The organism is Planococcus donghaensis MPA1U2 (assembly GCF_000189395.1).
Classification (GTDB): domain Bacteria; phylum Bacillota; class Bacilli; order Bacillales_A; family Planococcaceae; genus Planococcus; species Planococcus donghaensis_B.
Genome location: NZ_AEPB01000020.1, coordinates 1 through 22,795, shown reverse-complemented (window position 1 = coordinate 22,795; position 22,795 = coordinate 1). Strand labels below are relative to the sequence as shown.

General features: G+C 39.6%; 24 protein-coding genes, 1 tRNA gene and 1 riboswitch. Of the genes, 6 read left to right on the top strand and 19 right to left on the bottom strand.

Annotation, left to right across the window (positions count from 1 at the left end; translation table 11 throughout):
• Positions 1-19: 19 nt before the first annotated feature.
• Positions 20-123: riboswitch (SAM riboswitch) on the bottom strand.
• 178 nt (positions 124-301) lie between these two features.
• The 3 genes from GPDM_RS16310 to GPDM_RS05905 form a co-directional block, all read right to left on the bottom strand.
• Positions 302-919, bottom strand: coding sequence for a hypothetical protein (locus GPDM_RS16310; protein WP_008429915.1), 618 nt, complete (start codon positions 917-919; stop codon positions 302-304).
• A gap of 156 nt (positions 920-1,075) precedes the next feature.
• Positions 1,076-1,597 carry a YehS family protein gene (locus GPDM_RS05910; protein WP_008429914.1) on the bottom strand — a complete coding sequence of 174 codons (522 nt, stop codon included), beginning with the start codon at positions 1,595-1,597 and terminating at the stop codon, positions 1,076-1,078.
• A 106-nt stretch (positions 1,598-1,703) separates the two neighbouring features.
• The gene (locus tag GPDM_RS05905) at positions 1,704-1,916 is read right to left on the bottom strand and encodes a hypothetical protein (RefSeq protein ID WP_008429913.1); all 213 of its coding nucleotides are present in this window, start codon (positions 1,914-1,916) and stop codon (positions 1,704-1,706) included.
• Between the two features lie 192 nt (positions 1,917-2,108).
• On the opposite strand from GPDM_RS05905, the gene GPDM_RS05900 reads away from it, so the two are divergent.
• Positions 2,109-2,618 carry a CarD family transcriptional regulator gene (locus tag GPDM_RS05900; RefSeq protein WP_008429912.1) on the top strand — a complete coding sequence of 170 codons (510 nt, stop codon included), beginning with the start codon at positions 2,109-2,111 and terminating at the stop codon, positions 2,616-2,618.
• Positions 2,619-2,679: 61 nt separating this feature from the next.
• Here GPDM_RS05900 and GPDM_RS05895 read toward each other — a convergent pair whose 3' ends face one another.
• From GPDM_RS05895 to GPDM_RS05885, 3 genes are all read right to left on the bottom strand, one after another.
• Positions 2,680-3,114, bottom strand: a complete 435-nt coding sequence (locus GPDM_RS05895; protein ID WP_008429911.1) for a MarR family winged helix-turn-helix transcriptional regulator — start codon at positions 3,112-3,114, stop codon at positions 2,680-2,682.
• 255 nt (positions 3,115-3,369) lie between these two features.
• Entirely contained in the window at positions 3,370-4,098 is a 729-nt protein-coding gene (locus tag GPDM_RS05890) for a toxin regulator (protein WP_237704140.1), read from the bottom strand.
• A gap of 304 nt (positions 4,099-4,402) precedes the next feature.
• Complete coding sequence (locus GPDM_RS05885; RefSeq protein WP_008429909.1) at positions 4,403-5,398, bottom strand: tRNA dihydrouridine synthase; 996 nt, start codon at positions 5,396-5,398, stop codon at positions 4,403-4,405.
• Between the two features lie 265 nt (positions 5,399-5,663).
• Between GPDM_RS05885 and GPDM_RS05880 the strand changes: the two genes are divergently transcribed.
• Positions 5,664-6,011, top strand: a complete 348-nt coding sequence (locus tag GPDM_RS05880; RefSeq protein WP_008429906.1) for a DUF6568 family protein — start codon at positions 5,664-5,666, stop codon at positions 6,009-6,011.
• Between the two features lie 59 nt (positions 6,012-6,070).
• On the opposite strand, the gene GPDM_RS05875 is transcribed toward GPDM_RS05880, so the two are convergent.
• Together GPDM_RS05875 and GPDM_RS05870 are read right to left on the bottom strand one after the other, a co-directional pair.
• On the bottom strand, positions 6,071-6,916 hold the full coding sequence (locus GPDM_RS05875) for a DegV family protein (protein ID WP_008429904.1): 846 nt from the start codon (positions 6,914-6,916) through the stop codon (positions 6,071-6,073).
• A 239-nt stretch (positions 6,917-7,155) separates the two neighbouring features.
• A complete protein-coding gene (locus GPDM_RS05870) occupies positions 7,156-8,733 on the bottom strand; it encodes a BCCT family transporter (RefSeq protein ID WP_008429902.1) in 1,578 nt (525 codons plus the stop codon).
• A 540-nt stretch (positions 8,734-9,273) separates the two neighbouring features.
• Here GPDM_RS05870 and GPDM_RS05865 point away from each other — a divergent pair.
• Positions 9,274-10,689: a DHA2 family efflux MFS transporter permease subunit gene (locus GPDM_RS05865; RefSeq protein ID WP_008429900.1), complete on the top strand. Its 1,416-nt coding sequence runs from the start codon at positions 9,274-9,276 to the stop codon at positions 10,687-10,689.
• A 53-nt stretch (positions 10,690-10,742) separates the two neighbouring features.
• On the opposite strand, the gene GPDM_RS05860 is transcribed toward GPDM_RS05865, so the two are convergent.
• Positions 10,743-11,177 carry a DUF6526 family protein gene (locus GPDM_RS05860; RefSeq protein ID WP_008429899.1) on the bottom strand — a complete coding sequence of 145 codons (435 nt, stop codon included), beginning with the start codon at positions 11,175-11,177 and terminating at the stop codon, positions 10,743-10,745.
• Between the two features lie 218 nt (positions 11,178-11,395).
• On the opposite strand from GPDM_RS05860, the gene GPDM_RS05855 reads away from it, so the two are divergent.
• A complete protein-coding gene (locus tag GPDM_RS05855) occupies positions 11,396-12,691 on the top strand; it encodes an LLM class flavin-dependent oxidoreductase (RefSeq protein WP_192806494.1) in 1,296 nt (431 codons plus the stop codon).
• A 145-nt stretch (positions 12,692-12,836) separates the two neighbouring features.
• Here the strand turns inward: GPDM_RS05855 and groL are convergent, their stop codons facing one another.
• Together groL and groES are read right to left on the bottom strand one after the other, a co-directional pair.
• A complete protein-coding gene (gene groL / locus GPDM_RS05850; protein WP_008429895.1) occupies positions 12,837-14,468 on the bottom strand; it encodes a chaperonin GroEL in 1,632 nt (543 codons plus the stop codon).
• A 31-nt stretch (positions 14,469-14,499) separates the two neighbouring features.
• Positions 14,500-14,784: a co-chaperone GroES gene (gene groES / locus GPDM_RS05845; protein ID WP_008429894.1), complete on the bottom strand. Its 285-nt coding sequence runs from the start codon at positions 14,782-14,784 to the stop codon at positions 14,500-14,502.
• A gap of 235 nt (positions 14,785-15,019) precedes the next feature.
• On the opposite strand from groES, the gene GPDM_RS05840 reads away from it, so the two are divergent.
• Positions 15,020-15,790 carry a CPBP family intramembrane glutamic endopeptidase gene (locus GPDM_RS05840; protein ID WP_008429892.1) on the top strand — a complete coding sequence of 257 codons (771 nt, stop codon included), beginning with the start codon at positions 15,020-15,022 and terminating at the stop codon, positions 15,788-15,790.
• 16 nt (positions 15,791-15,806) lie between these two features.
• Here the strand turns inward: GPDM_RS05840 and tatC are convergent, their stop codons facing one another.
• From tatC to GPDM_RS05825, 3 genes are all read right to left on the bottom strand, one after another.
• Entirely contained in the window at positions 15,807-16,577 is a 771-nt protein-coding gene (tatC, locus tag GPDM_RS05835) for a twin-arginine translocase subunit TatC (protein ID WP_008429891.1), read from the bottom strand.
• Positions 16,578-16,607: 30 nt separating this feature from the next.
• Positions 16,608-16,784: a twin-arginine translocase TatA/TatE family subunit gene (locus GPDM_RS05830; protein WP_008429889.1), complete on the bottom strand. Its 177-nt coding sequence runs from the start codon at positions 16,782-16,784 to the stop codon at positions 16,608-16,610.
• Positions 16,785-16,874: 90 nt separating this feature from the next.
• Positions 16,875-17,507, bottom strand: coding sequence for a redox-sensing transcriptional repressor Rex (locus tag GPDM_RS05825; protein WP_008429888.1), 633 nt, complete (start codon positions 17,505-17,507; stop codon positions 16,875-16,877).
• 132 nt (positions 17,508-17,639) lie between these two features.
• Between GPDM_RS05825 and GPDM_RS05820 the strand changes: the two genes are divergently transcribed.
• Complete coding sequence (locus GPDM_RS05820; protein WP_008429885.1) at positions 17,640-19,574, top strand: ABC-F family ATP-binding cassette domain-containing protein; 1,935 nt, start codon at positions 17,640-17,642, stop codon at positions 19,572-19,574.
• Between the two features lie 378 nt (positions 19,575-19,952).
• Here GPDM_RS05820 and tsaD read toward each other — a convergent pair whose 3' ends face one another.
• The 5 genes from tsaD to GPDM_RS05795 all read right to left on the bottom strand — a co-directional run bounded on the left by tsaD (position 19,953) and on the right by GPDM_RS05795 (position 22,778).
• The gene (gene tsaD, locus GPDM_RS05815; RefSeq protein ID WP_008429884.1) at positions 19,953-20,972 is read right to left on the bottom strand and encodes a tRNA (adenosine(37)-N6)-threonylcarbamoyltransferase complex transferase subunit TsaD; all 1,020 of its coding nucleotides are present in this window, start codon (positions 20,970-20,972) and stop codon (positions 19,953-19,955) included.
• Positions 20,965-21,420, bottom strand: coding sequence for a ribosomal protein S18-alanine N-acetyltransferase (gene rimI, locus GPDM_RS05810; protein WP_008429882.1), 456 nt, complete (start codon positions 21,418-21,420; stop codon positions 20,965-20,967). Before rimI ends, tsaD begins: the two co-directional genes overlap by 8 nt.
• Positions 21,417-22,112 (bottom strand): tRNA (adenosine(37)-N6)-threonylcarbamoyltransferase complex dimerization subunit type 1 TsaB, encoded by a 696-nt coding sequence (gene tsaB, locus GPDM_RS05805; protein WP_008429881.1) that lies wholly within the window; start codon positions 22,110-22,112, stop codon positions 21,417-21,419. The genes rimI and tsaB overlap by 4 nt, the downstream gene beginning before the upstream one ends.
• Positions 22,109-22,561, bottom strand: coding sequence for a tRNA (adenosine(37)-N6)-threonylcarbamoyltransferase complex ATPase subunit type 1 TsaE (gene tsaE, locus GPDM_RS05800; RefSeq protein ID WP_008429880.1), 453 nt, complete (start codon positions 22,559-22,561; stop codon positions 22,109-22,111). Before tsaE ends, tsaB begins: the two co-directional genes overlap by 4 nt.
• 144 nt (positions 22,562-22,705) lie before the next feature.
• Positions 22,706-22,778: transfer RNA gene (locus GPDM_RS05795), tRNA-Asp, on the bottom strand.
• Between the last annotated feature and the right edge of the window lie 17 nt (positions 22,779-22,795).

The following is a 22,795-nucleotide window of genomic DNA, read 5'->3' as shown; positions in this document are numbered from 1 at the left end:
TACGATATCAAACTCGTCCTTTTCATCTGTCAGGCATTTTTTGCCTGCTGGATTTAGCACCTTACCTTGCGGCTGGTTGCTGAAGTGTCGTAGGGCCAGTCCCTCAACTTCTCTTGATAAGAATTCACTATTCAGTTATAAGTATTCTTAGTATAGTACATGCATCTAGAGGTTAGGTCAAGATAATCTATCTAAAAACAATGAACTTTCTGTGAAATAATAAAAAAACCTCTTTTATAAGGCACTTTTTTCAGAAATAGAGCCCTATCCAAATAAAATTTCGGATAAGGCTCTTATTTTTTCATGTTCCACTTTGTGGTAAATCATCAGTTATAAACAAGCTTTGCAACTCTTTTACTGGGCGAACATTAGGTTGTCCGGCATAATTGGTAAATTCGATTTCCCCAATGTGCATGCCTACATTGTATTCTCCGATTATTGTATCTAACAGAATAAAAGAAGCCGAAACAAATTCGTCTTCATTTTCTTCGTTAAAGCCTTTAATATAAAGAATCAAATTAAGTTCACCATTAGTCTCTTCTTTTTCATATGTACAAAAAAGATCATCCCAACCCAATTCGATATCGCCATATTCAACTGTCACTTCTTCAGCTTGTTGCTGGCGAAAAGCAGTAATGTCAAAAGCACTAAGTTTAGGAGCGTTTTCAACCAATTCAATTACATCATCAAATGCTTCAACCATGCCATCTGCACTAATGATAAATTCCCGTTTGCCGTCTTGTTGAATATCACCCATTTCAAAAGCTAAGTGTTTATTTACTTTCTGCAACTTCTTTTCTAATTGGTTAAACAGTTTAACAGCACCCGTACCTTCTAATTCTAGGTATGCTTGCTCGTTTACTACAAACCATTCCCAAAAAGCTGTTACCTTATTTTTTCTCCTCGGCAACCAATTCATCTCGCTATCCCCTTCGTATCCATTTATGATCTCTTCTCTCTATCATAATCATATTTACACAAAAGCGATAGTTCTTTTTATTCATAAAAAAGTCTTTTTTTCCAATATAAAAATATCTCCATTAAGCGATGTGAATCGCAAATGGAGATGTCCAAGTTATTTTCTATACTTAATCGCTAACCCTTTAAGGAAATTCCGCGCGTAGCGATCGCCGCATTCTTTGTAATTTTTGTGACCGACTTTTCGAAGTAAAGCACCTAGTTCCCCTTTTGTAACGGTCACTCCTGCTAAATCCCAAATCGCTAACATATCTTCACTGTTTAGCTGCAATGCGATTTTCACTTTCTTCAATAGTAAGTTGTTAGAGCGCTCATTAGTCAACGAAGGAACATCTGATTGTCCAGGTTTGGGTTCTTGACGACCTCTTTTAAAAATAATGAAACCATTTAAAAAGGATTCAAAAAGAGAATCTTCGGCCTTAATATAATCCTCATGATCTTCGTGATCGACCCAGATGCTGTCATCATCTTCTTCATCACTTTCGGGAGTTTTCGTCAAAACTTTTAACACTTCGTCCTTACTTAAATCGATACCACCTAGTTTAAAAATTTCGACCATATCTTTATTTTTTATATCCAACGCATAGCGTAGTCTGATCAATAAATCATTATTGTCCATCTAATTTCCTCCTGTTGCTTTCATTATCTATATCGAATCCTGTTTTAATAATAGCATATATTCTCTCGACCTTCAGTCTCTCTTAAAGACAGCAAAAGAGACAGTCTTAAGTGACCGTCTCTTGTTTTTCTCTATTCTTTATTTGTTTTAAACGTTCAACGTTGTTCTTTAAGTCTTGAATAATCTTTAATGACTCTTCATCATCTACCGATTCCTCATAGAAAAAATCCAAATCGCGTTCTATATCTGCCAATCTTTCATTGTAATGCTTGAGCTTCTCCGTGTTAATCAACTGTTTTGCTTCTTGGATGCTTTTCATCTCATTCTACCCCCGTTTTGGCAACGCAAAACTAATAATAACTTCTATTCCCTTTATTACCGATTTCTAAACTTAGTGTTTAAAATATATTTTAGAATCTTTTCATACTCTGAAAATCGTCAACCAAGTTTACAATTCTTACCAAGTATGTTATAGTGTTTATAGATGAGTTACATTTGAGGAGGAACAAAGATGTTCGCTATTGGAGATCATATCATTTATTCCACCCACGGCCTGTGTAAAATTAACGATATATACGACATGACGGTTTCAGAGGTCACAAAGAAGTACTATCAATTACAGCCTTTAGAAAATACTTTAGTGACGATTAGCACTCCAGTTGATAACGACAAGGTTGTTATGTTAAAGCTTCTTCAACGAGAAGAAGCGCTCGCAATTATTGAAGTCTTTAAGCAACCTGAAACAGAATCTGAGGTTCCACAAAATCTAAAAGCGCAGCCAAAGAAAATCCAGTCAGGTGACCGTATGCAAATTGCAGGTGTTATTAACGGATTATTGCGCAAGAAGTTTGATACTCAAATTCAAAAAGAGTCTTTATATGAACATGACTATAACCTTTTAAACAATACACAAATTATTCTTTTTAAAGAACTTGCCCATGCACTAAACACGAGTTTTGAAGAAATCAATAAAATGATTAATGACTTGATCACGGATGAACAACCACAGGCCATTAATTAATCTCCCACTAAAAAATCCGCCTTCTCAACTAGTTGAGAAGGCGGATTTTTTTAATGCGTAACTAGATTTCCCATTCAGCTTTCAAAATATCCTTTAAGACTTCCAATTGATCTGTACCAATTTTATTAGCGATTTGGCTTTCTAACCGTTCTTTTAATACTTCGTGCTTTTCATGGCAAATTCCACCTAAAGTTGTTAATCGAATGCATTTTTCCTTTTTATTGTTCTCCACATTTTGTACTTCTACTAACCCTTTAGCAGCCAAGTTTTTAATAAACTTGTGAGTTGCTTGACGAGTAATATTTAAGTTTTTGGTGACCGATGCAATTGTGGGTTGTTGTTTGTAAATGTGAGCCATTATAATCCACTCGGAATTCGAGATTTGAATGCTACTTTCTTTATCCCAAGCCTGCTCTGTAATTTTTCGTGTCGCTATATGTCGTTCACTCAATAAATCAATCAAATTTAAGTTTTCCAACTCCACGTCTGATGCCAAACGGTTCACCCCTATCATCTGTTTCGCCATTTAATATAACGATTCCCTTATGTAAAGTCAATTAGTAAAAATACTTTGGTTCCTATCGAGAAGTTTATTTGAGTTTGCTATACCGATATGCGTTGGGAATGTTAAAAAGGTTTTAAAACCAATTACGAAAAAACCAGTTGCCTATGACATCATTCGATCTCATAAGCAGCTGGTTTTATTTTTAGGTAATATATTTTACGCAAAGCCGAATACTTTTGAATTAAATCATTGCTCAATCTGATCGACAGAAACGCCAGGGATTGATATAGATCCGCCCATCGTAGATTCATAAGTCATTAATCCTGAAGATAAACCTCTTATAGTAATTTTATCATCCTCTAAAATACGGGAATCTACAACTGCAGAATCAAATTCTGCAAAGAGAACAGTATCATAATTATCATTCACAGCTAATCTGATTTGAGTTATTCCATCGCCTTCCATTACTTGAATAACCTTACCGTAGAACTTTACTTTTTCAAAAATAAAATCATCGGGATTTCTAGCCAATTGATCATATGTGATTCCTGTATCGTATCCAATTCTTTCTTTTTCTTCTTCTTCTGCTTTCTTTTTAGCTTCTGCTTTAGCTTCAGCTTCTTCCTTAGCTTTAGCCTTAGCCTCCTCTTTCGCTTTAGCAGCTGCTTCTTCCTTCGCTTTTTTAGCCTTGGCTTCTTCCTCTTTCTTCTTTAGCTCTGCTTCTTTTTCTTTGCGTTCTTCCTCTTCTAACAAGAAAAATGGTTCAGCTTGCTTTACTTTATCTTCTAGCTCTTTAATTTTCAATTTCGATTCTTCATTAGTTAATTTTAATTTATCGATTTGTTCTTGTTGCTTTTCTTTGCTATTGGTAGCTGCATCTACTTCAGCTTGAGAAGGACCCATATTTCCTCCAATAATTAACGCAATTAATGCAACCAAAATATATCTCCATCTAAGTTTGGTAAAGTCTAGCACTTTTTTCAAAATAATAACTCCCTTTCAACTATATAGTCCTATTAAATCATATAATAGATAGTCTTAATTTCATAGGGTTAATTATATTAATATATTTCATTGATGTACTTAGATAATTTTCTTAAACATTTTTCATGTGTCCGATATATTATTAATAGCTCGATTACAAGTTAGTCACAATCTAATGAAATTATATAGTATGTGTACTTATTTCATTTTCTTTATCTAAAAACAAAACTGCAGCGACTTCCAAAAATAAAAAGCCATCACCAATTTTACTAATTGGTGATGGCTCAGACTGCCTTTACACATTCGTTTCTACTGAATTCTCAGCTTCATTCGTTACTTCAAATTCAGCTAATAACGCCCGTACTTGATCTGTGGTTTCAGTATACATCAATTGATTTCTCAATTCGCCCACACCACGCACACCGCGTACGTAAATTTTAAAGAAACGACGAAGTGGTTTAAACGCAATCGGTTCAATATCAGTTGAGTATTTGTCATGCAAATCTAAATGCAATCTCAGTAAATCAAACAACTCTTTCGGACTATGTTCCTTCGGCTCTTCTTCAAAAGCAAACGGATTATGGAAAATTCCGCGTCCAATCATGACACCATCAATGCCGTATTTTTCAGCAAGTTCTAATCCAACTTGGCGATCTGGAATGTCTCCATTGATCGTTATCAGGGTATCCGGTGCAATTTTATCGCGAAGTTTTTTGATCTCTGGAATGAGTTCCCAATGAGCAGGCACTGCACTCATTTCTTTTTTCGTTCGCAAATGAATCGACAAGTTTGCAATGTCTTGTTCAAAGACATGCGTCAGCCAGCCTTTCCATTCTTCTACATCCGTGTATCCTAGACGTGTTTTCACACTTACGGGTAAACCACCTGCTTTAGCCGCTTGGATAATCTCTGCTGCGTTGTCAGGATAGCGAATCAATCCGCTTCCTTTTCCTTTAGCTGCAACGTTCGGTACTGGGCAACCCATGTTGATGTCGACACCTTTAAATCCTTGCTTAGCCATTCCGATACTCATTTCTCGGAAATGCTCAGGCTTATTGCCCCATATATGAGCTACCATTGGTTGTTCATCTTCCGTGAACGTTAAACGGCCACGCACGCTGAAAATCCCTTCTGGATGACAGTAACTTTCGGTATTTGTAAATTCAGTAAAAAACACATCTGGTCTTGCAGCTTCTGCCACTACATGGCGAAACACTACATTCGTCACATCTTCCATCGGCGCTAAAACAAAAAATGGTCGTGGTAAATCACGCCAGAAATTCTCTTTCATATTCAACTTCCAATCCTTTCATGGTGAGATGATCACTCTTCTATCATCTATAATTCTTGTTGTATCTATACGGAAAATCTATTTATAAGTCCATACGTAAAGTCTCTTTTTCTTAGCCCTATACAGTTTACACGACTCTTAGCTTTCTGGAAAGTAGCTTGTTTCGAAATTTTGTCCCTATTCCCATCATCCGCAAGCATAACTTTTTGGTCCACTCTCCTCTTACTGTACAATGAAGTTATTAGAGAGAGGAGATTGATTGAACATGACGACTTATCAAGAAAACATAGCAGGTTTTGAAAAAATTAATTCTACAAAAGCACTAGAATTGCTTAAAGGTGATTCTGAAGCTGTACTTTATGTAGGTAAAGAAGTTTGTCCTTTTTGTAAAACGTTCGTACAAAAACTAAAACAAGTTGCTGATGAAACAGCTACTCATGTTTACTATGTAAACAGTGTAGAATCAGATGATATGACGGGTATCACTTCACTACGCAATGAGTTCAACATTCCAACGGTTCCTGGTTTCATTTATACAAATGGCAACACAGTAAATGTGGAATGTGATTCTTCTATGGACAAAGAAGAAATCAAAGCATTTACGAATAAATAAATTTTCATGGAAATTGAAAGACCGCTGATCTCGGATCAGCGGTCTTTTTCGTCTTCTAATTAATAACTGACCCAGCTCAAGCCAGTCGTACCATCTCCTGCATGTACACCAACGCAAACACTAAGAGCCGCCACTTCTACTTTTAAACTCGGAAATTCTTGCAATAACTCATTTTGCCATGCTTCTGAGTCCGGAATGTTGTTGCAATGAATAACAGCCACTTCTGGTACAGCACCAGCTGCCATATCTGCGCGCAATAGAGACATCACATGATCTTTTGCACGTTTGTTTGTACGAACTTTTTCAGTCATCACCGGTTTGCCATCTACAAAACTAATCACCACTTTAATGTTTAACAAATTACTTAAAAACGTTTGGGTTCCCGAAACACGCCCGCTTTTGTGCAATTGGTTTAAGCTAGACGGAATAAACGACAGCTTTGACTTAGCCGTCATTGCTGTAAGCGTTGAAACAACTTCTTCGATTTCTTTACCGTTTGCAAGTAATTCATTGCCCACTTCAATCATCTTCACCATTGGAAACGAACCAATTTTCGAATCGATCGGATAGACATTGAAATCAGACATTTCAGAAGCAGCTTGTGCCGTTTCAAATGTTCCCGAAAGTCCACTTGATAAGTGAACAGCAATGGCAAAATTATAGCCTTCTTCTTGTAATCTCTCATATAAAGCCAACATTTCTCCAATTGCTGGTTGCGACGTTTTTGGTGACACTTTCGCTAGTTTTAATTTATCGTAAAATTCTTCTTGTGTGAGATCAATGGATTCTCTATATTCTCTATCTGAAAAAACCACACTAAGTGGCAGAACATAGACATCATGTTTTCGGATAAAATCATCGTCAAGTTGTGCAGCTGTATCCGTAATCCAAGCTATTTTCTTCATAAAAAATTTCTCCTCTAGTTGCAGTTTTCACATCGGAATCAGCTATCTCCTAACGATAACTTACATGACAAACTTGTATGGTACTAGTGACAATTGTCATATTGGGTCGAATTATTGAAAGCGTTGCCATATTTTGAACATATATCGCTTCTCCTACTAAAAAAAAGCCAGCATACTCACAATGAGTTGCTGACTGTTTTCAAGTTATTTTATTGGTCATTGCTGAAAATTATCTCTATTTATACGTCTTTTAATGGGTGTGTCCCCATTGCTCGACTCTTCGATTTAGCACTTCTGCCAAATTGGTCTTCGAACATAATTTTCGCAGCTTTAGGTGCCGCCCAGAATGTTGGCAATAATAGCAACGAAACCGGAATGGCCGTAACGACAATAAACGATTGAATCGCTTGAATGCCACCTTCGCTAATCATTAAGAGCACAATTGCTACAGCTCCCATAATAATTGACCAAAAAACACGCATAATTTTCGGCGGATGACCATCGCCTGTGATGGCAACTGAAATGGTGTACGCCATCGAGTCAGCAGTCGTGACAACAAATAAGATGGTGACGAGTAAGAACAGTGGCGCTATAACTGAACTAAATGGTAATTGTTGAGTAATGGCCACCATCGCAGCTGGCATACCCGATGTGTTTAATGCATCCGATACAATCCCTGGCTGACCAAGTTCATAAAACATCCCTGTTCCGCCAACAACCGTAAACCAAAATGCCGTAACAGTCGGCGCGATGATAGAAACTGCCGTAATTAACTCGCGAATCGTGCGTCCACGTGTAATGGTAGCAATAAAAATCGCCATCATCGGTCCATATCCTAGGAACCAACCCCAGAAAAAGACGGTCCAATAACCTAACCAACCAGAATCTCCGCGGAACGTACTCATTGCTAAGAATTCCTGAAGGTGAACTCCAGTTGCTGCAAGAAACGTATCAAAAATAAATCCGCCCGGTCCTAACACTAAAATGGCAAGCATTAAAACAATTGTAATAATGATATTCAAATTACTTAGAAATTGTATTCCTTTACGCAACCCTGTAATAGCAGAGATCGTTGCAATTGCGACTACAGTGACGATGATCATCACTTGCGTAAACAAGTTATTCGGCACGCCGAACAATGCTTCCATTCCGTACGCGGCTTGCAAGCCAAGAAACCCAATAGGTCCTATTGTTCCGGCTGCAACTGCAATAATGGCAGATGCATCAATGATTGTACCCAATACATTGTTTTTCATAATTTTTTCACCAAGCAACGGATACAATAATGTACGCGGTTTTAACGGCATACCTTTTTGATAATGAGCATACATTAGAACGATTGTTCCAAGTGTCCCAAGAATTGACCACGCAAGAAATCCCCAATGTAAATAAGATTGGGCAAAAGCGGGAACAATGGCACTTTCCGTACCCGAGTCTACACCTGGACCTGTGAAATTAGGGGATACATCAAGAAAATGATACATCGGCTCAGCAGCTGCCCAAAATACTCCTCCTGCTGCTAATAAGGTTGTCATAATCATGGCAATCCATTTAAAATACCCGACTTCCGGCTTGTCCATTGCACCTAGCCGAACTTTCCCGTATTTCGAAAATCCTAGAAAAAGTGCAATAAAAAATGTTCCCAATAACAAGACTTGCCAAAATGCCCCAAAATACTTCACGGCAAATGCAAATGATTGATTTACACTATTCGACACAAACTCTACGTTGATAAATGCTGCAAGAACAAAAGCGACAAGTAACCCACCACTGATGATCAGTACGGGCCAATCTGTCTTTGATGCATATTTCTTCAAAAAATAAAACCTCCTATTAGTAGCATGCGCATAAACACACATGTTAAAAAGTGGAGAACTTTCTCCACATTGATGATTTCAATCTCACTAGCTGCTCCGTGTAACAGCGTGCTCTGCACATCTATTTCTAAACAGTATGTTCAATTGTCTTTACCTTATCTTTTGCATTAGAGAAGCACGACACTCAAAAGCTTTTTGGCAATAAGTATGTAATTGTATAGGAGTTACACACAATTTGACAACCCTTTTGACTCTTAGATACATAATTGAAGAATTCGAGTCAGTATTCAACCATTTTCTGGAATTCAAATCACATTTTCTCTTAAAAACAGACCGTTATTTTTGAAGATTTGATAGCTACTTCTCCCCGTCATAAACGTCTTGCCGAAAATTCTCCATACTAATCTTCTATTGAAAAGACTATAAACAAGGTAATTGAGGTATAGACTAATAACATCTATGATAAAGAGATACTCACTATCATTTTCGTGACCATTCCAAAACTAAATTCACGATTACTAAAGGAGTGCTATTCAATTAATGGTCAGTTCACAAGCTCTTGATAATACACAACCGTTTGATTTGAAAAAGCATATTCCTCTTTTAGCTGTTTTGCTATCAGGTGCTTTTATCACCATTTTAAATCAAACACTTCTTGCTACAGCCCTTCCGCCGATTATGAACGATCTAAAAATCAGCGAAAGTACCGTGCAATGGCTGCAGTCTATTTTTATGCTCGTCAACGGTATTATGATTCCCATTACCGCCTTTTTAATCGGCAAATTTACCACACGCAGTTTATTTTTAACCGCTATGAGTTTGTTTGCAGCAGGCACTCTACTCGCTGCTATCTCACCTAACTTCACATTCCTATTAATGGGCCGCATGTTGCAAGGCGCTGGCGCCGGAATTATGATGCCGCTCTTGCAAACTATTCTTTTCTTGATTTTCCCTGTTTCACAACGAGGAAAAGCCATGGGGATGTTTGGGTTAATTATTGCTTTTGCACCTGCAATTGGACCGAGTTTATCAGGGTATTTAGTTGATCATTATCCGTGGCGCAGCGTTTTTTATGTGGTGTTGCCGATAGCATTGATCATTCTCGCTGCTGCTTATGTCGTATTAAAAAATGTAACCGAACAAACCAATCCGACAATGGACTATTTGTCGATTGTCCTTTCGACTCTTGGATTTGGAGGGCTTCTTTACGGCTTTAGTATCGCAGGAAATGTCGGTTGGCTTAGTACCAACGTAGTCGTTTCCCTTGTCATTGGTGCCATTGCTCTTTACTGGTTTATCACGAGACAATTGAAATTAAAACAACCCATTCTTGAATTTCGTGTATTTAAATACCGCATCTTCTCAATTGCAACTTCACTGGGCATGATCGTTTTTGCTTCAATGATTGCCACTACAGTGATTTTGCCGTTGTTTATGCAAAACTTACTTGGGTTTGATGCATTGCATTCCGGACTGATGTTGTTGCCAGGCGCTATAATTATGGGAATTATGAACCCCGTAACCGGTGCTTTGTTTGATAAATACGGCGCCAAATGGTTATTGCGTATTGGTTTTGCCATTTTGACCGTCACAACTTTTTTCTTTGCCAACTTATCTCAAGACACGACATTCCTCTATTTAGCAGTGTTGAATGCCATTCGTATGGGAGGAATCTCAATGGTGATGATGCCTTCTACTACACTTGGGTTAAATCAGTTGCCAAATCATTTAATTCCTCATGGGACAGCGATGAACAATACATTCCGCCAAATTTCTGGCGCAATAGGGACGGCAGTTCTTGTGACTGTGACCGTTACTGCTGCTAGTGACAGTTCAGTTGCTGGCGCCATTCACGGAGTGAATATGGCCTTTGTTGTCGCTGGAGCTATTGCAGCCTTTGGATTCCTATTATCGTTTGCTATTAAAAGTCCAAAACCCGTCACAAAGGAAAATTAACACACATAAAAAGCTCACGCTATCTGTAAAAGATAGCGTGAGCTTTTTTCGATTTAAACGCGTTGATGATCAGCGCGCCACATGTTGATAGACTTTTTAATAGCGTCTGCGGATAACTCTTCCACTACTGCCCGTTCAGCCAACGCCACTACTTCCGCATCAGGCGCAAAGCGCAACGCGATTAGTTGTGACTTTGTTAGGCGCGGATCTAGACGGTTTCCTGTCAGCATAAAATACCGCAATTGTTCTTCGGTGCAAATCAATCGATCTTGTAACGTAAGTGCATAAATTCTTGCAAGCATTCCTGGGATAATCGCCAGGACCACAATAGCAAATATCAATAAGAGCTGCATTGAAAAGCCATTTTTCACGAATTGAAAAACTCCATAACTAGCTGTTGTTAAAAACAATATAAAGCTTAACGGTACCCAGAAAAAAAGTTGTAACCTTGGGTAACGCACATGTTTTTCATACGATTGTTCGGTCATTTTTTCACTCCTTAACTCTCTACAGGAGCATCATACTATACTGCAATATTTTTTCCTATTTTATTGCTTGTTTGCTCATTGTCGTTTCGGTTAAGTTTTATAGTTTCAAAACCCACTACACGACACCTGTCTTGACACTTAACAGGATACGTACCATAATCTAAGACAAAGGATTATCGAAAGGACAATGTAATGTGAGAAAGCAACTAAAACTCGGAATGATGATTCACGGAGCCGGTGAAAAAATTTCGGATTGGCGACATCCCGATATACCTGCGGATGCCAGTGTCAGTTTCGATTTTTATAAACAGCAAGCGCAAACTTCAGAACGCGGCAAATTTGATTTTGTTTTTATTGCAGATGCTCTTTACATCAACGAAAAATCAAACCCCCATTACTTAAATCGCTTTGAACCGTTAACCGTTCTTTCTGCACTCGCTGCAGTAACGTCGAACATCGGACTCGTGAGCACGTTATCCACCACCTATAGCGAACCGTTTTCTGCTGCAAGACAATTTGCTTCATTAGACATGTTGAGCGGTGGTCGCGCTGGATGGAACGTAGTAACTTCTGGACTAGAAAAGACGGCATTGAATTTCAGTAAACAACTCGACGATCACCCCAGTCACGCCGAACGCTACCGAATGGCTGCGGAATTTGTTTACGTCATGAAAGGCTTATGGAATTCTTGGGAAGATGATGCCTTTGTTCGCGATAAAGAATCTGGTCAGTTTTTTGATCCAGCGAAATTACATCCATTACACTATCAAGGCGAATTCTTTTCTGTCCAAGGACCATTAAACATTGGCCGCTCACCACAAGGACAGCCGGTCATTTTCCAAGCCGGTTCTTCTAAAGACGGCATTGCTTTTTCTGCTCAACAAGCAGATGCCGTGTTTGCCATTATGCCAAGAATAGAAGAAGCCACGCAGTATTATAAAAACGTTAAAGAACAAGTCCGTTTGAGCGGTCGTGAGCCTAGCGACGTACTAGTCTTACAAGGCATCAGCCCCATTATTGGCGAGACCGCAGAAGATGCCGAACGAAAATACCAAGAACTGGCGAGTTTAGTCACCACTGAACAAGCTCTCGCTTTTTTAGGACGGCTGTTTGAGCACCATGATTTTTCAAAGTATCCACTTGATGAACCGTTTCCGGATATCGGAACCATCGGCAAAAACAGTTTCCAAAGCGATACCGATCGCATTAAAAGGGAATCACTCAAGGAAAACTTAAGCTTGCGCCAAGTGGCTTTGCGCGAAGCAACTCCTCGCACACCTTTTATGGGCACACCTGAACACGTCGCTAATTTGATCGAATCGTGGTACCAACAACACGCAGCAGACGGCTTTATGATCATTGCCAATTTGCCAAGCGAACTCGAAGCGTTTGTCGACCAGGTCGTGCCGATTTTGCAAACACGCAAGATTTTCCGGATGGAATACAAAGGAACAACATTGCGTGATCATTTGGAGTTGCCTTATTTGGCAAAGCAACAATCTGTTGAGCGCTAGTTTTTAAACTTACCTAATAAAAAAAGAGCCTCACATTAATTCGTTGAATTAGTGTGAGGCTCTTTTGTGTAGTTTAATGTCACGAATAAAAGCAATAAGATGTTTTTAACACATGAACCCTCATAAGTTAAGGATAAGGTGCTACTTACATCATGCCGCCCATGCCGCCCATATCAGGCATGCCGCCGCCTTGTCCTGCTGGTTCAGGAATGTCTGCAACAACTGCTTCAGTTGTTAAGAACATTGCTGCAACAGATGCTGCGTTTTGCAATGCTGAACGAGTAACTTTCGTTGGATCCACAATTCCTTCTTCGACCATGTTCACCCATTCGCCATTAGCAGCGTTATAGCCAATGCCGACTTCTTCTGTTTTCAGACGGTGAACAATGATTGATCCTTCAAGTCCTGCGTTTGTTGCGATTTGACGAACTGGTTCTTCAAGCGCACGAAGTACGATGTTGATTCCTGTTGCCACGTCGCCTTCTTGTGATGTAAGAAGTTCTGCTACTTTGTTGTAGACGTTGACTAATGCAGTACCACCGCCGGCAACAATTCCTTCTTCTACAGCTGCACGAGTTGAGTTCAACGCATCTTCAATGCGAAGTTTACGCTCTTTCAATTCTGTTTCTGTAGCCGCTCCGACTTTGATCACTGCCACGCCGCCAGCTAATTTCGCTAAGCGTTCTTGTAGTTTCTCTTTGTCGAATTCAGAAGTTGACTCTTCTAATTGGTTGCGGATTTGGCCAACACGCGCAACGATATGCTCTTGGTTGCCAGCGCCTTCTACGATTGTTGTGTTTTCTTTTGTTACAACAACTTTTGATGCGCGACCAAGTTGAGCAATGTTTGTTGTTTTCAATTCAAGCCCTAGATCCTCTGTAATCACTTCTGCGCCAGTTAATGCTGCAATATCCTCAAGCATTGCTTTGCGGCGATCACCGAATCCTGGTGCCTTTACAGCTACTGCGTTAAACGTGCCACGCAATTTGTTAACAACTAATGTTGCTAACGCTTCGCCTTCAACGTCTTCAGCTACGATAAGTAACGGTTTGCTTTGTTGAACCACTTGTTCAAGGACTGGTAAGATTTCTTGGATGTTGCCAATTTTCTTGTCAGTTACTAAAATAAATGGATTTTCTAAAACAGCTTCCATTTTATCTGAATCAGTTACCATGTATGGTGATTGGTAGCCGCGGTCAAATTGCATCCCTTCAACCACATCAAGTTCCGTTGTAAAGCCGCGTGATTCTTCTAGCGTGATTACGCCGTCGTTGCCAACGCGCTCCATTGCTTCTGCAATCAGTTTGCCGACTTCTTCGTCACCAGACGAAATCGCTGCAACTTGTGCAATGGATTCTTTGCCTTCGATTGGTTTTGAAATCGCTTTTAATTCGCTAAGTGCGCTTTCAACTGCGAGTTCAATACCGTGACGGATGCCTACTGGGTTTGCGCCAGCTGTAACGTTTTTCAAGCCTTCACGGATCATTGCTTGTGCAAGAACCGTTGCAGTTGTTGTACCGTCACCTGCGATGTCGTTTGTTTTAGAAGCAACTTCCGCAACAAGTTTCGCGCCCATGTTTTCAAAAGCATTTTCAAGTTCGATTTCTTTTGCGATTGTCACACCATCGTTGGTGATTAACGGCGAACCGAATTTTTTCTCAAGCACTACGTTACGCCCTTTTGGTCCAAGCGTTACTTTTACTGTGTCTGCTAATTTATCTACGCCTCTCAGCATTAAACTGCGTGCATCTTCGCTGAACTTAATATCTTTTGCCATGTTTAGCTTCCTCCTGTGTCGTTGGTTTATTTTAGCCTAAAACTGCTAATATATCGTTTTCACGTAAGATCAAATATTCTTTGCCTTCATATTTTAATTCAGAGCCTGCGTATTTCGAGAAGATAACGCGATCGCCAGCTTGCACGTCTAATGCTGTGCGCTGTCCGTTTTCACGAATAAGTCCATTTCCTACAGCGATCACATGGCCCTCCTGCGGTTTTTCTTGTGCTGATCCCGGTAAAACGATACCGCTTGATGTTTTTTCTTCCGCTTCGATGAGCTCAATAATTACACGATCTCCTAGTGGTCTTAACAAATGAAACACCCTCCTCAAATTATCTAAATGTTCTCGATTAGCACTCTCAACCTTTGAGTGCTAACCCATTAACAAGTTTAATAAAATCTTCAGTCTTTTGCAAGTAGGAACTATTATAATTTTGATTTCTTTGCGGTTATCTTCTGAAAGCTCTACAATAAGAGAGAGCTTAAAAGTGAAAGGAATTACATCATGCCCGACAAACAAAAAAAATTTATAGACAACTTTTTAAAAAATGAACGATCAACCAAAACGAAAAAAAGTAAGCACGTATCGTCCAAAGTCCAAGGGCAAAAAGACACCGCTTTATGTATTGTTGATTTTTATCGCCGCACAGCTTTCACCGATCCTGTTTATTAGCCCTACCATGAGTTACTTCCAAGGCCAAGGTATGGACCGGCAAGCTGCTGGCATTGCAACATCTGGCTGGTTAATCTTTTTGACCATGGGAATTGGCTTTCTCTTAACGCTCATTATCGTGTCGCGAGATAAACGCTTTTTCGATATTTGGAAAGGCAAAAAGTCGTCTCTGCTCATGTCGATTGTATGGGGCTTTCTTGGCTTCTTGTTATTACTCATCGGTCAATCCATTGCTGCTTTAATCGAAATGAATTTTCTCGGCATTGAACCCGGTTCTGAAAACACCGCTTCCTTAGTGAGCATCGCTGAAGTGGTACCGCTTGCGATTGTTTCAATCGTCTTGTTTGGCCCAGTTCTTGAAGAACTCGTTTTCCGCCGGGTATTATTTGGTTCATTAAATCAGACGACCAATTTCTTTTTCGCCACTGCGGTGAGTGCTTTAACGTTCGCGTTGATCCATTTCGACTTTACACACCTGTTGCTGTATTTCACGACAGGATTGATTTTAGCGTTTTTATACCAGAAAACAAAAAGCATCGTCACACCGATCATCGCTCATATTTTGTTGAACAGTTACGTTATGGTCATTCAACTGAATATGGACAAAATCATGGAATTTCAAAAACAACTTGAAAATCTGCAATAATAAAAGCCTTCCCCGATCAATTCGGTGGAAGGCTTTCTTGTTGTTCTTCAATCGCTTGTTGCTGCTCGGCTTTCAAGAATTTACGATAACCAATTTTAGCAATTACGACACTAAATTCATACAAAATAATAAGCGGTAACGTGACAATCATATGTGAAACAATGTCAGGCGGTGTAATAAACGCCGCAATGATCACCAATCCAAGATACGCAAACTTACGATATTTCGTCATCAACATTGGCGTAATAATGCCAAGTCTTGTTAAAAACAACATCAATACCGGCAGCTGGAAAATTACACCGAACGGTAACGTAATTTGGAACAAGAATTGAAAATACTCGTTAATGCCAATGGTTTCTTGTATGTTCATGTTATCGGAAATATTCAGCATAAATCCGATGACGTATGGGAACAAGATTAAATAGGCGAAAGCAATCCCACCTAAAAACAATAGGACAGAAAACGGAATGTAACTGAGTGTCGCTCTCCGTTCTTTATCAAGAAGTCCCGGACTAATAAACGCCCAAAATTGGTACATGATTAATGGCGACGTAATAATTAACGCTAAAATCATGGTTACTTGCATAAAAATCTTTAATGGATCCGTAATTTTGAACGCATTCAAAGTCAGATTTTTTGCTTCTTCGGTATACTGCAAATACTGAATTAGCGGCTGTGCGAGGAAAAAGCTCACAATAATCGCTAATACAAAGAAAACGACTAAGATGGTCAGCCGTTTTCGGAGTTCTCCTATATGTTCAATTAATGTCATCTCATTTTCTGGCATTAGACAAACATCCTATCGTATTTCCTTTTGCTAGTCTTTCTTTTTCAAATCTACTTTGTCATCGTCATCGTCTACAAGTCCTTTTGTAGCGTTCTTAAACTCACGCAAAGACGAACCAAATGCTTTTCCAAGTTCCGGTAATTTTTTCGGACCGAAAACAAGTAAAGCTACAACACCGATAATAATGATACTCATTGGACCTGGCATACGTTGCACCTCCTGTATTATGGCTCTATTTTACATCATTCGAGCGGGTTTGGCTATTTCGAAAGGCTGTTGAAATGTGAAGGTTTTAAGTCAGTGTTGCTTGATTTGGTAGATCAATGTTTGCAGTTCTACCGACAAATCGATGGTTTGAACGCGAATATGATCAGGCACCGAAATTCGAACCGGGGTGAAATTCAAGATTCCTTTAATATCGGTTTTCGCTAAGCGATCTGTCACTTCTTGAGCTGACCGGGAAGGGACCGTTAAAATAACTAGCTCCACACCATATTCTTTAATTTTTTCCTCAATCATATCGGGATGGTACGTATCAATTTCGCTGATCTTCTCGCCTTCAAGCGGACTGTTCGAATCAAATGCCACAATGATTTTTGTATTGTGGTTGCGGTGAAAATTATACTTTAAGAATGCACTGCCTAGCCCACCAACACCAATCAATGCGACATTTGTCGCTTCATCTTGGTCTAGTGTTTTGCGGAAAAATAGCAGTAATTCTTGAACGTCGTAGCCATACCCTTTTTTGCCGAGTGCGCCTAGATGGGAAAAATCACGGCGAATTGTGGCAGAGTCAATTTTCATTGCTTCACTTAATTCTTGCGAGGAAATCCGTTTTTGTCCGGCGTTCGCGAAATTTTGAAGAAAACGATAATATAACGGCAGCCTTTTTGTTGTGGCTTGCGGAATTTTAGATGTCTCGTGTAACATACGCTTTCGCATCCTCCTGAGGTGTTGTCAAATCGCTTTCATCTTACAGTAGGAGCCTTGATATGTAAAGACTTGTGCAATTGCGAACAACCGCCCTATCAGCTACACTTAAAGAGAATAGAGGTGACCTACATGATTGTTTTACAAGTAAACCAAGTCCATAAATCATTTGGTGCAGAAGAGATTCTCTCAGGCGTTAAATTAGAAGTACAACACCGCGATCGTGTGGCATTAGTAGGCCGCAACGGCGCAGGAAAATCGACTTTATTGAAAATCATAGCTGGAGAAATGTCTTACGACAGCGGCGACATTAGTATGCCGAAAGATTTGACGATCGGCTATTTAGAACAGCAAACCAATTTAGAATCAGACGCCACTGTGTGGGATGAAATGATGACAATTTTTCATCATTTCCGTGAACAAGAAGCGAAACTTCGCCACTTAGAAGCACAAATGGCGAATCCCGATGTCTATAACAATCCCGAAGAAAACAACAAAGTAATGAAAGAATACGACTTGTTGCAACATGACTTTAAAGATGCAGGCGGGTATCAATACGAATCGGATACACGCGCCATTCTTCACGGCATGAAATTTTATCCCCATGATTACGATAAAAAAGTAACATCTTTATCGGGCGGCCAAAAAACACGGCTTATGTTAGCTAAGCATTTACTGAGCAAACCCGAGCTATTAATTCTCGATGAGCCGACCAACCACTTGGACATTGAAACACTCAGCTGGTTGGAAAACTACTTGAAAAATTACCCGGGTGCTTTGCTTATTGTTTCCCATGACCGTTATTTCCTCGACCAAGTGGTGACGCTTGTCTATGAAGTGTCTCGTCACCGAGTTAAAAAGTATACCGGTAACTACAGTCGATACTTAGACGAAAAAGCGAAGCAATACGAGCTTGACCAAAAGCAGTTTGAGAAGCAACAAGGAGAAAAAGCCAAGCTTGAAGATTACGTCCAGCGAAACTTAGCACGAGCTTCCACAACAAAAATGGCGCAAAGCCGACGGAGAGTTCTGCAAAAAACCGATTGGATGGAAGCCCCCGATGGCAATGAAAAGTCAGCGAGTTTTGGTTTCACAATTGGCAAACAGAGCGGCAATGATGTGTTAAATGTTCAATCGTTAGCTATTGGATATGGCACCGAACCTGTATCAAAAGACATTTCATTAAAACTATATCGCCAAGAAAGCTTAGCGCTCGTAGGACCGAACGGTGTCGGAAAATCCACTTTGCTAAAAACCATTATGAAAGAGCTAAAACCTCTTGAAGGCAATATTCATTATGGTACGGGTATTCAATTTGGCTATTACGATCAAGAACAAGCTAACTTAAAAGGCAACAAACTTGTTTTAAACGAACTATGGGACGATTACCCATTAATCAATGAAAAAGATATACGCGGCATATTAGGACGCTTCTTGTTTACCGGTGACGACGTGCTAAAACCTGTCTCTACTTTATCGGGTGGCGAAAAAGCACGTGTGGCACTGGCGAAGTTAATGATGCAAAAAGCCAATGTGCTGTTACTCGATGAGCCAACCAACCACTTGGACCTCGACAGTAAAGAAGTATTGGAAAATGCGTTACTCGATTACCCAGGCACATTGCTTTTCGTATCGCATGACCGTTACTTTATGAACCGCATCGCCACAAAAGTTAGCGAACTTACGCAAGATGGTACGACCGAATACTTGGGTGATTATGATTATTACGTTGAGAAAAAACTTGAGATTGCTGAACTAAAAGCACTTGATGAAGCTGGTTCAGTCACTGAAGTCAAAGCTCCCGTTGCTGCCTCTACTTCGCAAATTGATAAAGAAGCGAAAAAGCTCGAACGTCAATTGGTTCGACAATCAGAAGAAATTGAGCAAACGATGGAAAAACTAGATTTACAAATTACCGAGATTGAAGAACAACTGTGCAAACCTGAAATCTTCCAAGATCATGAACGTGTGTTGCCACTTCAAAATGAGTTAGAAGAGTTGAAGTCAACTCATGAAGAAGTTATGACGCAATGGCTTGAAATTCAGGAAAAAATTGAAAATATTTAATTTAAACCGGCTATGGGATAGCCGGTTTTTTCATTACTATATATAGGTCAATAGCTATTTGTGAAATATTTATTTCCACAGATTTCTCCACATTCTCAACATTGTCTTATCAACTGTCAACAGACTTTTACACATTACCCACAAGATAACTAAATGTTATCCACATAGTTTTCCACTTAGAGGTACACAATATGTAGAATACTCACTCTTTATCCTCTAGTTATAAACAGTTTATTCACAAATTGTGCATAAGTACAAATGTTCTCTATTGACAGACTAATTATCATCATACGTACAGAAGTCTGAATTTTATGGTAAATAAAAACAAGTAACTTCACACATTTCAGGTCTACTGAAATGACGAAATTACTTGTTTTATTAAATCCATGAGGTTAATGGCATACCTGGTCGACCATTCATCGCCATCGTGCCAAAAAGTCCTTTTTCATACATAACGGTTCCTGCTGCAGCAATCATAGCTGCATTATCCGTACATAACGGCAATGACGGAATATAGAAAGGAAGTTCGAGTTCCTGGAATGCCGTTTCCAATGATTTTCTCAATCCTTTGTTCGCTGCAACTCCACCTGCGGCAATGACTTGACGAACTTTGTATTCTTTAGCTGCCCGAACGGTTTTACCTGTTACTACTTCTACAACACTGTTTTGGAAACCAGCTGCTACTTGCTCTGGCACTACTTTTTCTCCACGCTGTGCGGCATTGTGCATATAATTTAAAACGGACGATTTTAATCCACTAAAACTAAAATCATAAGACCCTTCTTCAAGCCAGATCCGAGGGAACGTAATCGCTTCTTCCCCTGCATGCGCCAAACGGTCAATATGAGGACCACCTGGATAAGGCAAATCTAATGTTCGCGCCACTTTATCATAAGCTTCCCCTGCCGCATCATCACGCGTTTCTCCAATAACTGTGAAATCGCCATGTTCTTTCATATAAATGAGCTCTGTATGCCCACCTGAAATAACTAAAGCAAGAAGTGGAAACTCCATTTCTTGTTCTAACCGGTTGGCATAGATGTGACCTGCAATATGGTGAACTCCTACTAAAGGCAATTGATGAGCAAAAGCAAAAGCTTTTGCTGCATTGACACCAATCAATAAAGCCCCAACTAATCCAGGTCCTTCTGTTACTGCAACTGCATCCAGTTGATGCGGTTCTAGTCCTGCCAACTGTAAAGCTTCTTCAATAACTAATGTGATTTGTTCCACGTGATGTCTTGAAGCGATTTCTGGCACGACACCACCAAAACGTTTGTGGCTCTCAATTTGAGACGCTACCACATTTGAAATGATTTCTGTTCCATTTTTAACAACAGAAGCGGCTGTTTCATCACAACTTGTTTCAATTCCCAATATATAAATGTCTTTATTCATCGAATTTCACCCACATAACTATAGCATCTTCGTAATTATCCGTATAATACCGTTTACGAATGCCACCATTTTTAAATCCTAATTTTCGGTAAAGATTTTGAGCTACTGTATTGCTGACTCGCGCTTCTAATGTCATTAACACAGCACCTTGTGCTTTCGCTGTCTTAATGGCTGCCTCCATCAAACTGCCACCTAACTTTTTACCCCGGTGGTCTGGGTGAATAGCAATATTGGTAACATGCGCTTCATCCATTACAAGCCACATTCCACAATACCCCACAATACCTTCCTCAGTTTCAGCAATCACATAATATGCATGCTCATTAATATTCATTTCATTATAGAACGCTTCTTTGGTCCAAGGCAGCGTAAAAGACAATTTTTCGATTTCATAAACAGCATCAACATCTTCTGTTGTCATTTTTCTAAAGTTTACGGCTTCGTTCATACACTTTTGCCTTCTTGTGCTTTATTGTAGTTTGCTTCTGCTTCTGTGATGCGGCGGTACTCAGGAACCGCGTGATGAACTACGCTTTCCTCAGATTTTCGAGCCAACATAATCAGGTTTGATGCACGTGGCAATCGGTTTGAAACTTCACTCCACCGAGCCTGTTCTCCAAGCACTTCTGTAATAAGTGCTTCGTGGAATTTAGCATCTACTCCGGTAAACAGCACCGGTTGATTGAGCTCTTTAATTTTGAGCAAGAATTCTCTTACATCGCTATGCTGATCAGCAAAAACAGGGATTAATCCCACACCTTCATACAAGCCAATAAAAGCTGTTCCACGGCGAGCATCCATTATAGGACAAACTAGTCCTTCAAACCCCTGCCCATTTGCTGCAAGTACCTTTAAACTAGAAACAAGGTGGAGTGGAATTTTTAATGACCATGCTAATGTTTTTGCAATGGTTAAACCAATACGCACACCTGTATAAGAACCCGGTCCTTCAGCTACTGCAATATGCGTCAATTCAGCAGGTGTGATTTTTGCTTTTTTCATCATTTCTTCAATTGCTGGCATAGCTGTTAACGAGTGGTTGATTTTTAAATTTGATGTTTCTTCTATTAAAACTCTTTCGTCTTCGATTAACGCGATAGACAAAGGAGAATTTGAGGTATCAATTCCAAGATAGATCATAAGTTTAGCTCCCTGCAAAGATTTTCATACCGTCTGCCAATCGGATTCAAGGTCATTTTTCGCTCTTGTTCAGATTGTCGGTTGATGGTGATTTCTAAGCGTTCTGTTGGCAAATATTCTTCAATGAACCTTGCCCATTCCACAACTGACACCGCTTCGCTATTGAAAAATTCCTCAAAACCGATATCTTCGTCGCTGTTCTCAAGACGATAAACATCGAAATGGTTTAAGTCTAAACGACCTGAGTATTGTTTTAAAATTGTAAAAGTTGGGCTGTTTACCATACGTTTTATTCCAAGACCTTTCGCAAGACCTTTCGTGAAGGTTGTTTTGCCAGCACCCAAATCTCCTTCAAGTGTTAGCAAATCTCCGGGTTCTAGTCGTTCTGCAAGGTCAATTGCAAAACTCTCGGTTTCTTCTGGCGAATTCAGCTTTTTTGTATATGTCATTGATCATGTCACCTCTATTGATTCTTTACATAGTTTAGCGAAATAGCTAGCGTAAATCAAAATATATTGTTTTCCATAAGAGTTATTGTCTTTTAACCAAAAAAAATGAACACAGCATGATCGCTGTGTTCATCATCAAAATTACGGTCCCGACCGGGATCGAACCGGCGATCTCCTGCGTGACAGGCAGGCATGTTAACCGCTACACCACGGGACCAAAAAAAATAAAACAGA

Excerpts from the sequence above, each read along its gene's own strand:
- GPDM_RS16310 (WP_008429915.1), bottom strand. The coding sequence starts at position 919 with ATGAATTGGTTGCCGAGGAGAAAAAATAAGGTAACAGCTTTTTGGGAA.
- GPDM_RS05910 (WP_008429914.1), bottom strand. The coding sequence starts at position 1,597 with ATGGACAATAATGATTTATTGATCAGACTACGCTATGCGTTGGATATA.
- GPDM_RS05905 (WP_008429913.1), bottom strand. The coding sequence starts at position 1,916 with ATGAAAAGCATCCAAGAAGCAAAACAGTTGATTAACACGGAGAAGCTC.
- GPDM_RS05900 (WP_008429912.1), top strand. The coding sequence starts at position 2,109 with ATGTTCGCTATTGGAGATCATATCATTTATTCCACCCACGGCCTGTGT.
- GPDM_RS05885 (WP_008429909.1), bottom strand. The coding sequence starts at position 5,398 with ATGAAAGAGAATTTCTGGCGTGATTTACCACGACCATTTTTTGTTTTA.
- GPDM_RS05880 (WP_008429906.1), top strand. The coding sequence starts at position 5,664 with ATGACGACTTATCAAGAAAACATAGCAGGTTTTGAAAAAATTAATTCT.
- GPDM_RS05875 (WP_008429904.1), bottom strand. The coding sequence starts at position 6,916 with ATGAAGAAAATAGCTTGGATTACGGATACAGCTGCACAACTTGACGAT.
- GPDM_RS05865 (WP_008429900.1), top strand. The coding sequence starts at position 9,274 with ATGGTCAGTTCACAAGCTCTTGATAATACACAACCGTTTGATTTGAAA.
- GPDM_RS05860 (WP_008429899.1), bottom strand. The coding sequence starts at position 11,177 with ATGACCGAACAATCGTATGAAAAACATGTGCGTTACCCAAGGTTACAA.
- GPDM_RS05855 (WP_192806494.1), top strand. The coding sequence starts at position 11,396 with ATGATGATTCACGGAGCCGGTGAAAAAATTTCGGATTGGCGACATCCC.
- groL (WP_008429895.1), bottom strand. The coding sequence starts at position 14,468 with ATGGCAAAAGATATTAAGTTCAGCGAAGATGCACGCAGTTTAATGCTG.
- GPDM_RS05840 (WP_008429892.1), top strand. The coding sequence starts at position 15,020 with ATGAACGATCAACCAAAACGAAAAAAAGTAAGCACGTATCGTCCAAAG.
- tatC (WP_008429891.1), bottom strand. The coding sequence starts at position 16,577 with ATGCCAGAAAATGAGATGACATTAATTGAACATATAGGAGAACTCCGA.
- GPDM_RS05830 (WP_008429889.1), bottom strand. The coding sequence starts at position 16,784 with ATGCCAGGTCCAATGAGTATCATTATTATCGGTGTTGTAGCTTTACTT.
- GPDM_RS05825 (WP_008429888.1), bottom strand. The coding sequence starts at position 17,507 with ATGTTACACGAGACATCTAAAATTCCGCAAGCCACAACAAAAAGGCTG.
- GPDM_RS05820 (WP_008429885.1), top strand. The coding sequence starts at position 17,640 with ATGATTGTTTTACAAGTAAACCAAGTCCATAAATCATTTGGTGCAGAA.
- tsaD (WP_008429884.1), bottom strand. The coding sequence starts at position 20,972 with ATGAATAAAGACATTTATATATTGGGAATTGAAACAAGTTGTGATGAA.
- rimI (WP_008429882.1), bottom strand. The coding sequence starts at position 21,420 with ATGAACGAAGCCGTAAACTTTAGAAAAATGACAACAGAAGATGTTGAT.
- tsaB (WP_008429881.1), bottom strand. The coding sequence starts at position 22,112 with ATGATCTATCTTGGAATTGATACCTCAAATTCTCCTTTGTCTATCGCG.
- tsaE (WP_008429880.1), bottom strand. The coding sequence starts at position 22,561 with ATGACATATACAAAAAAGCTGAATTCGCCAGAAGAAACCGAGAGTTTT.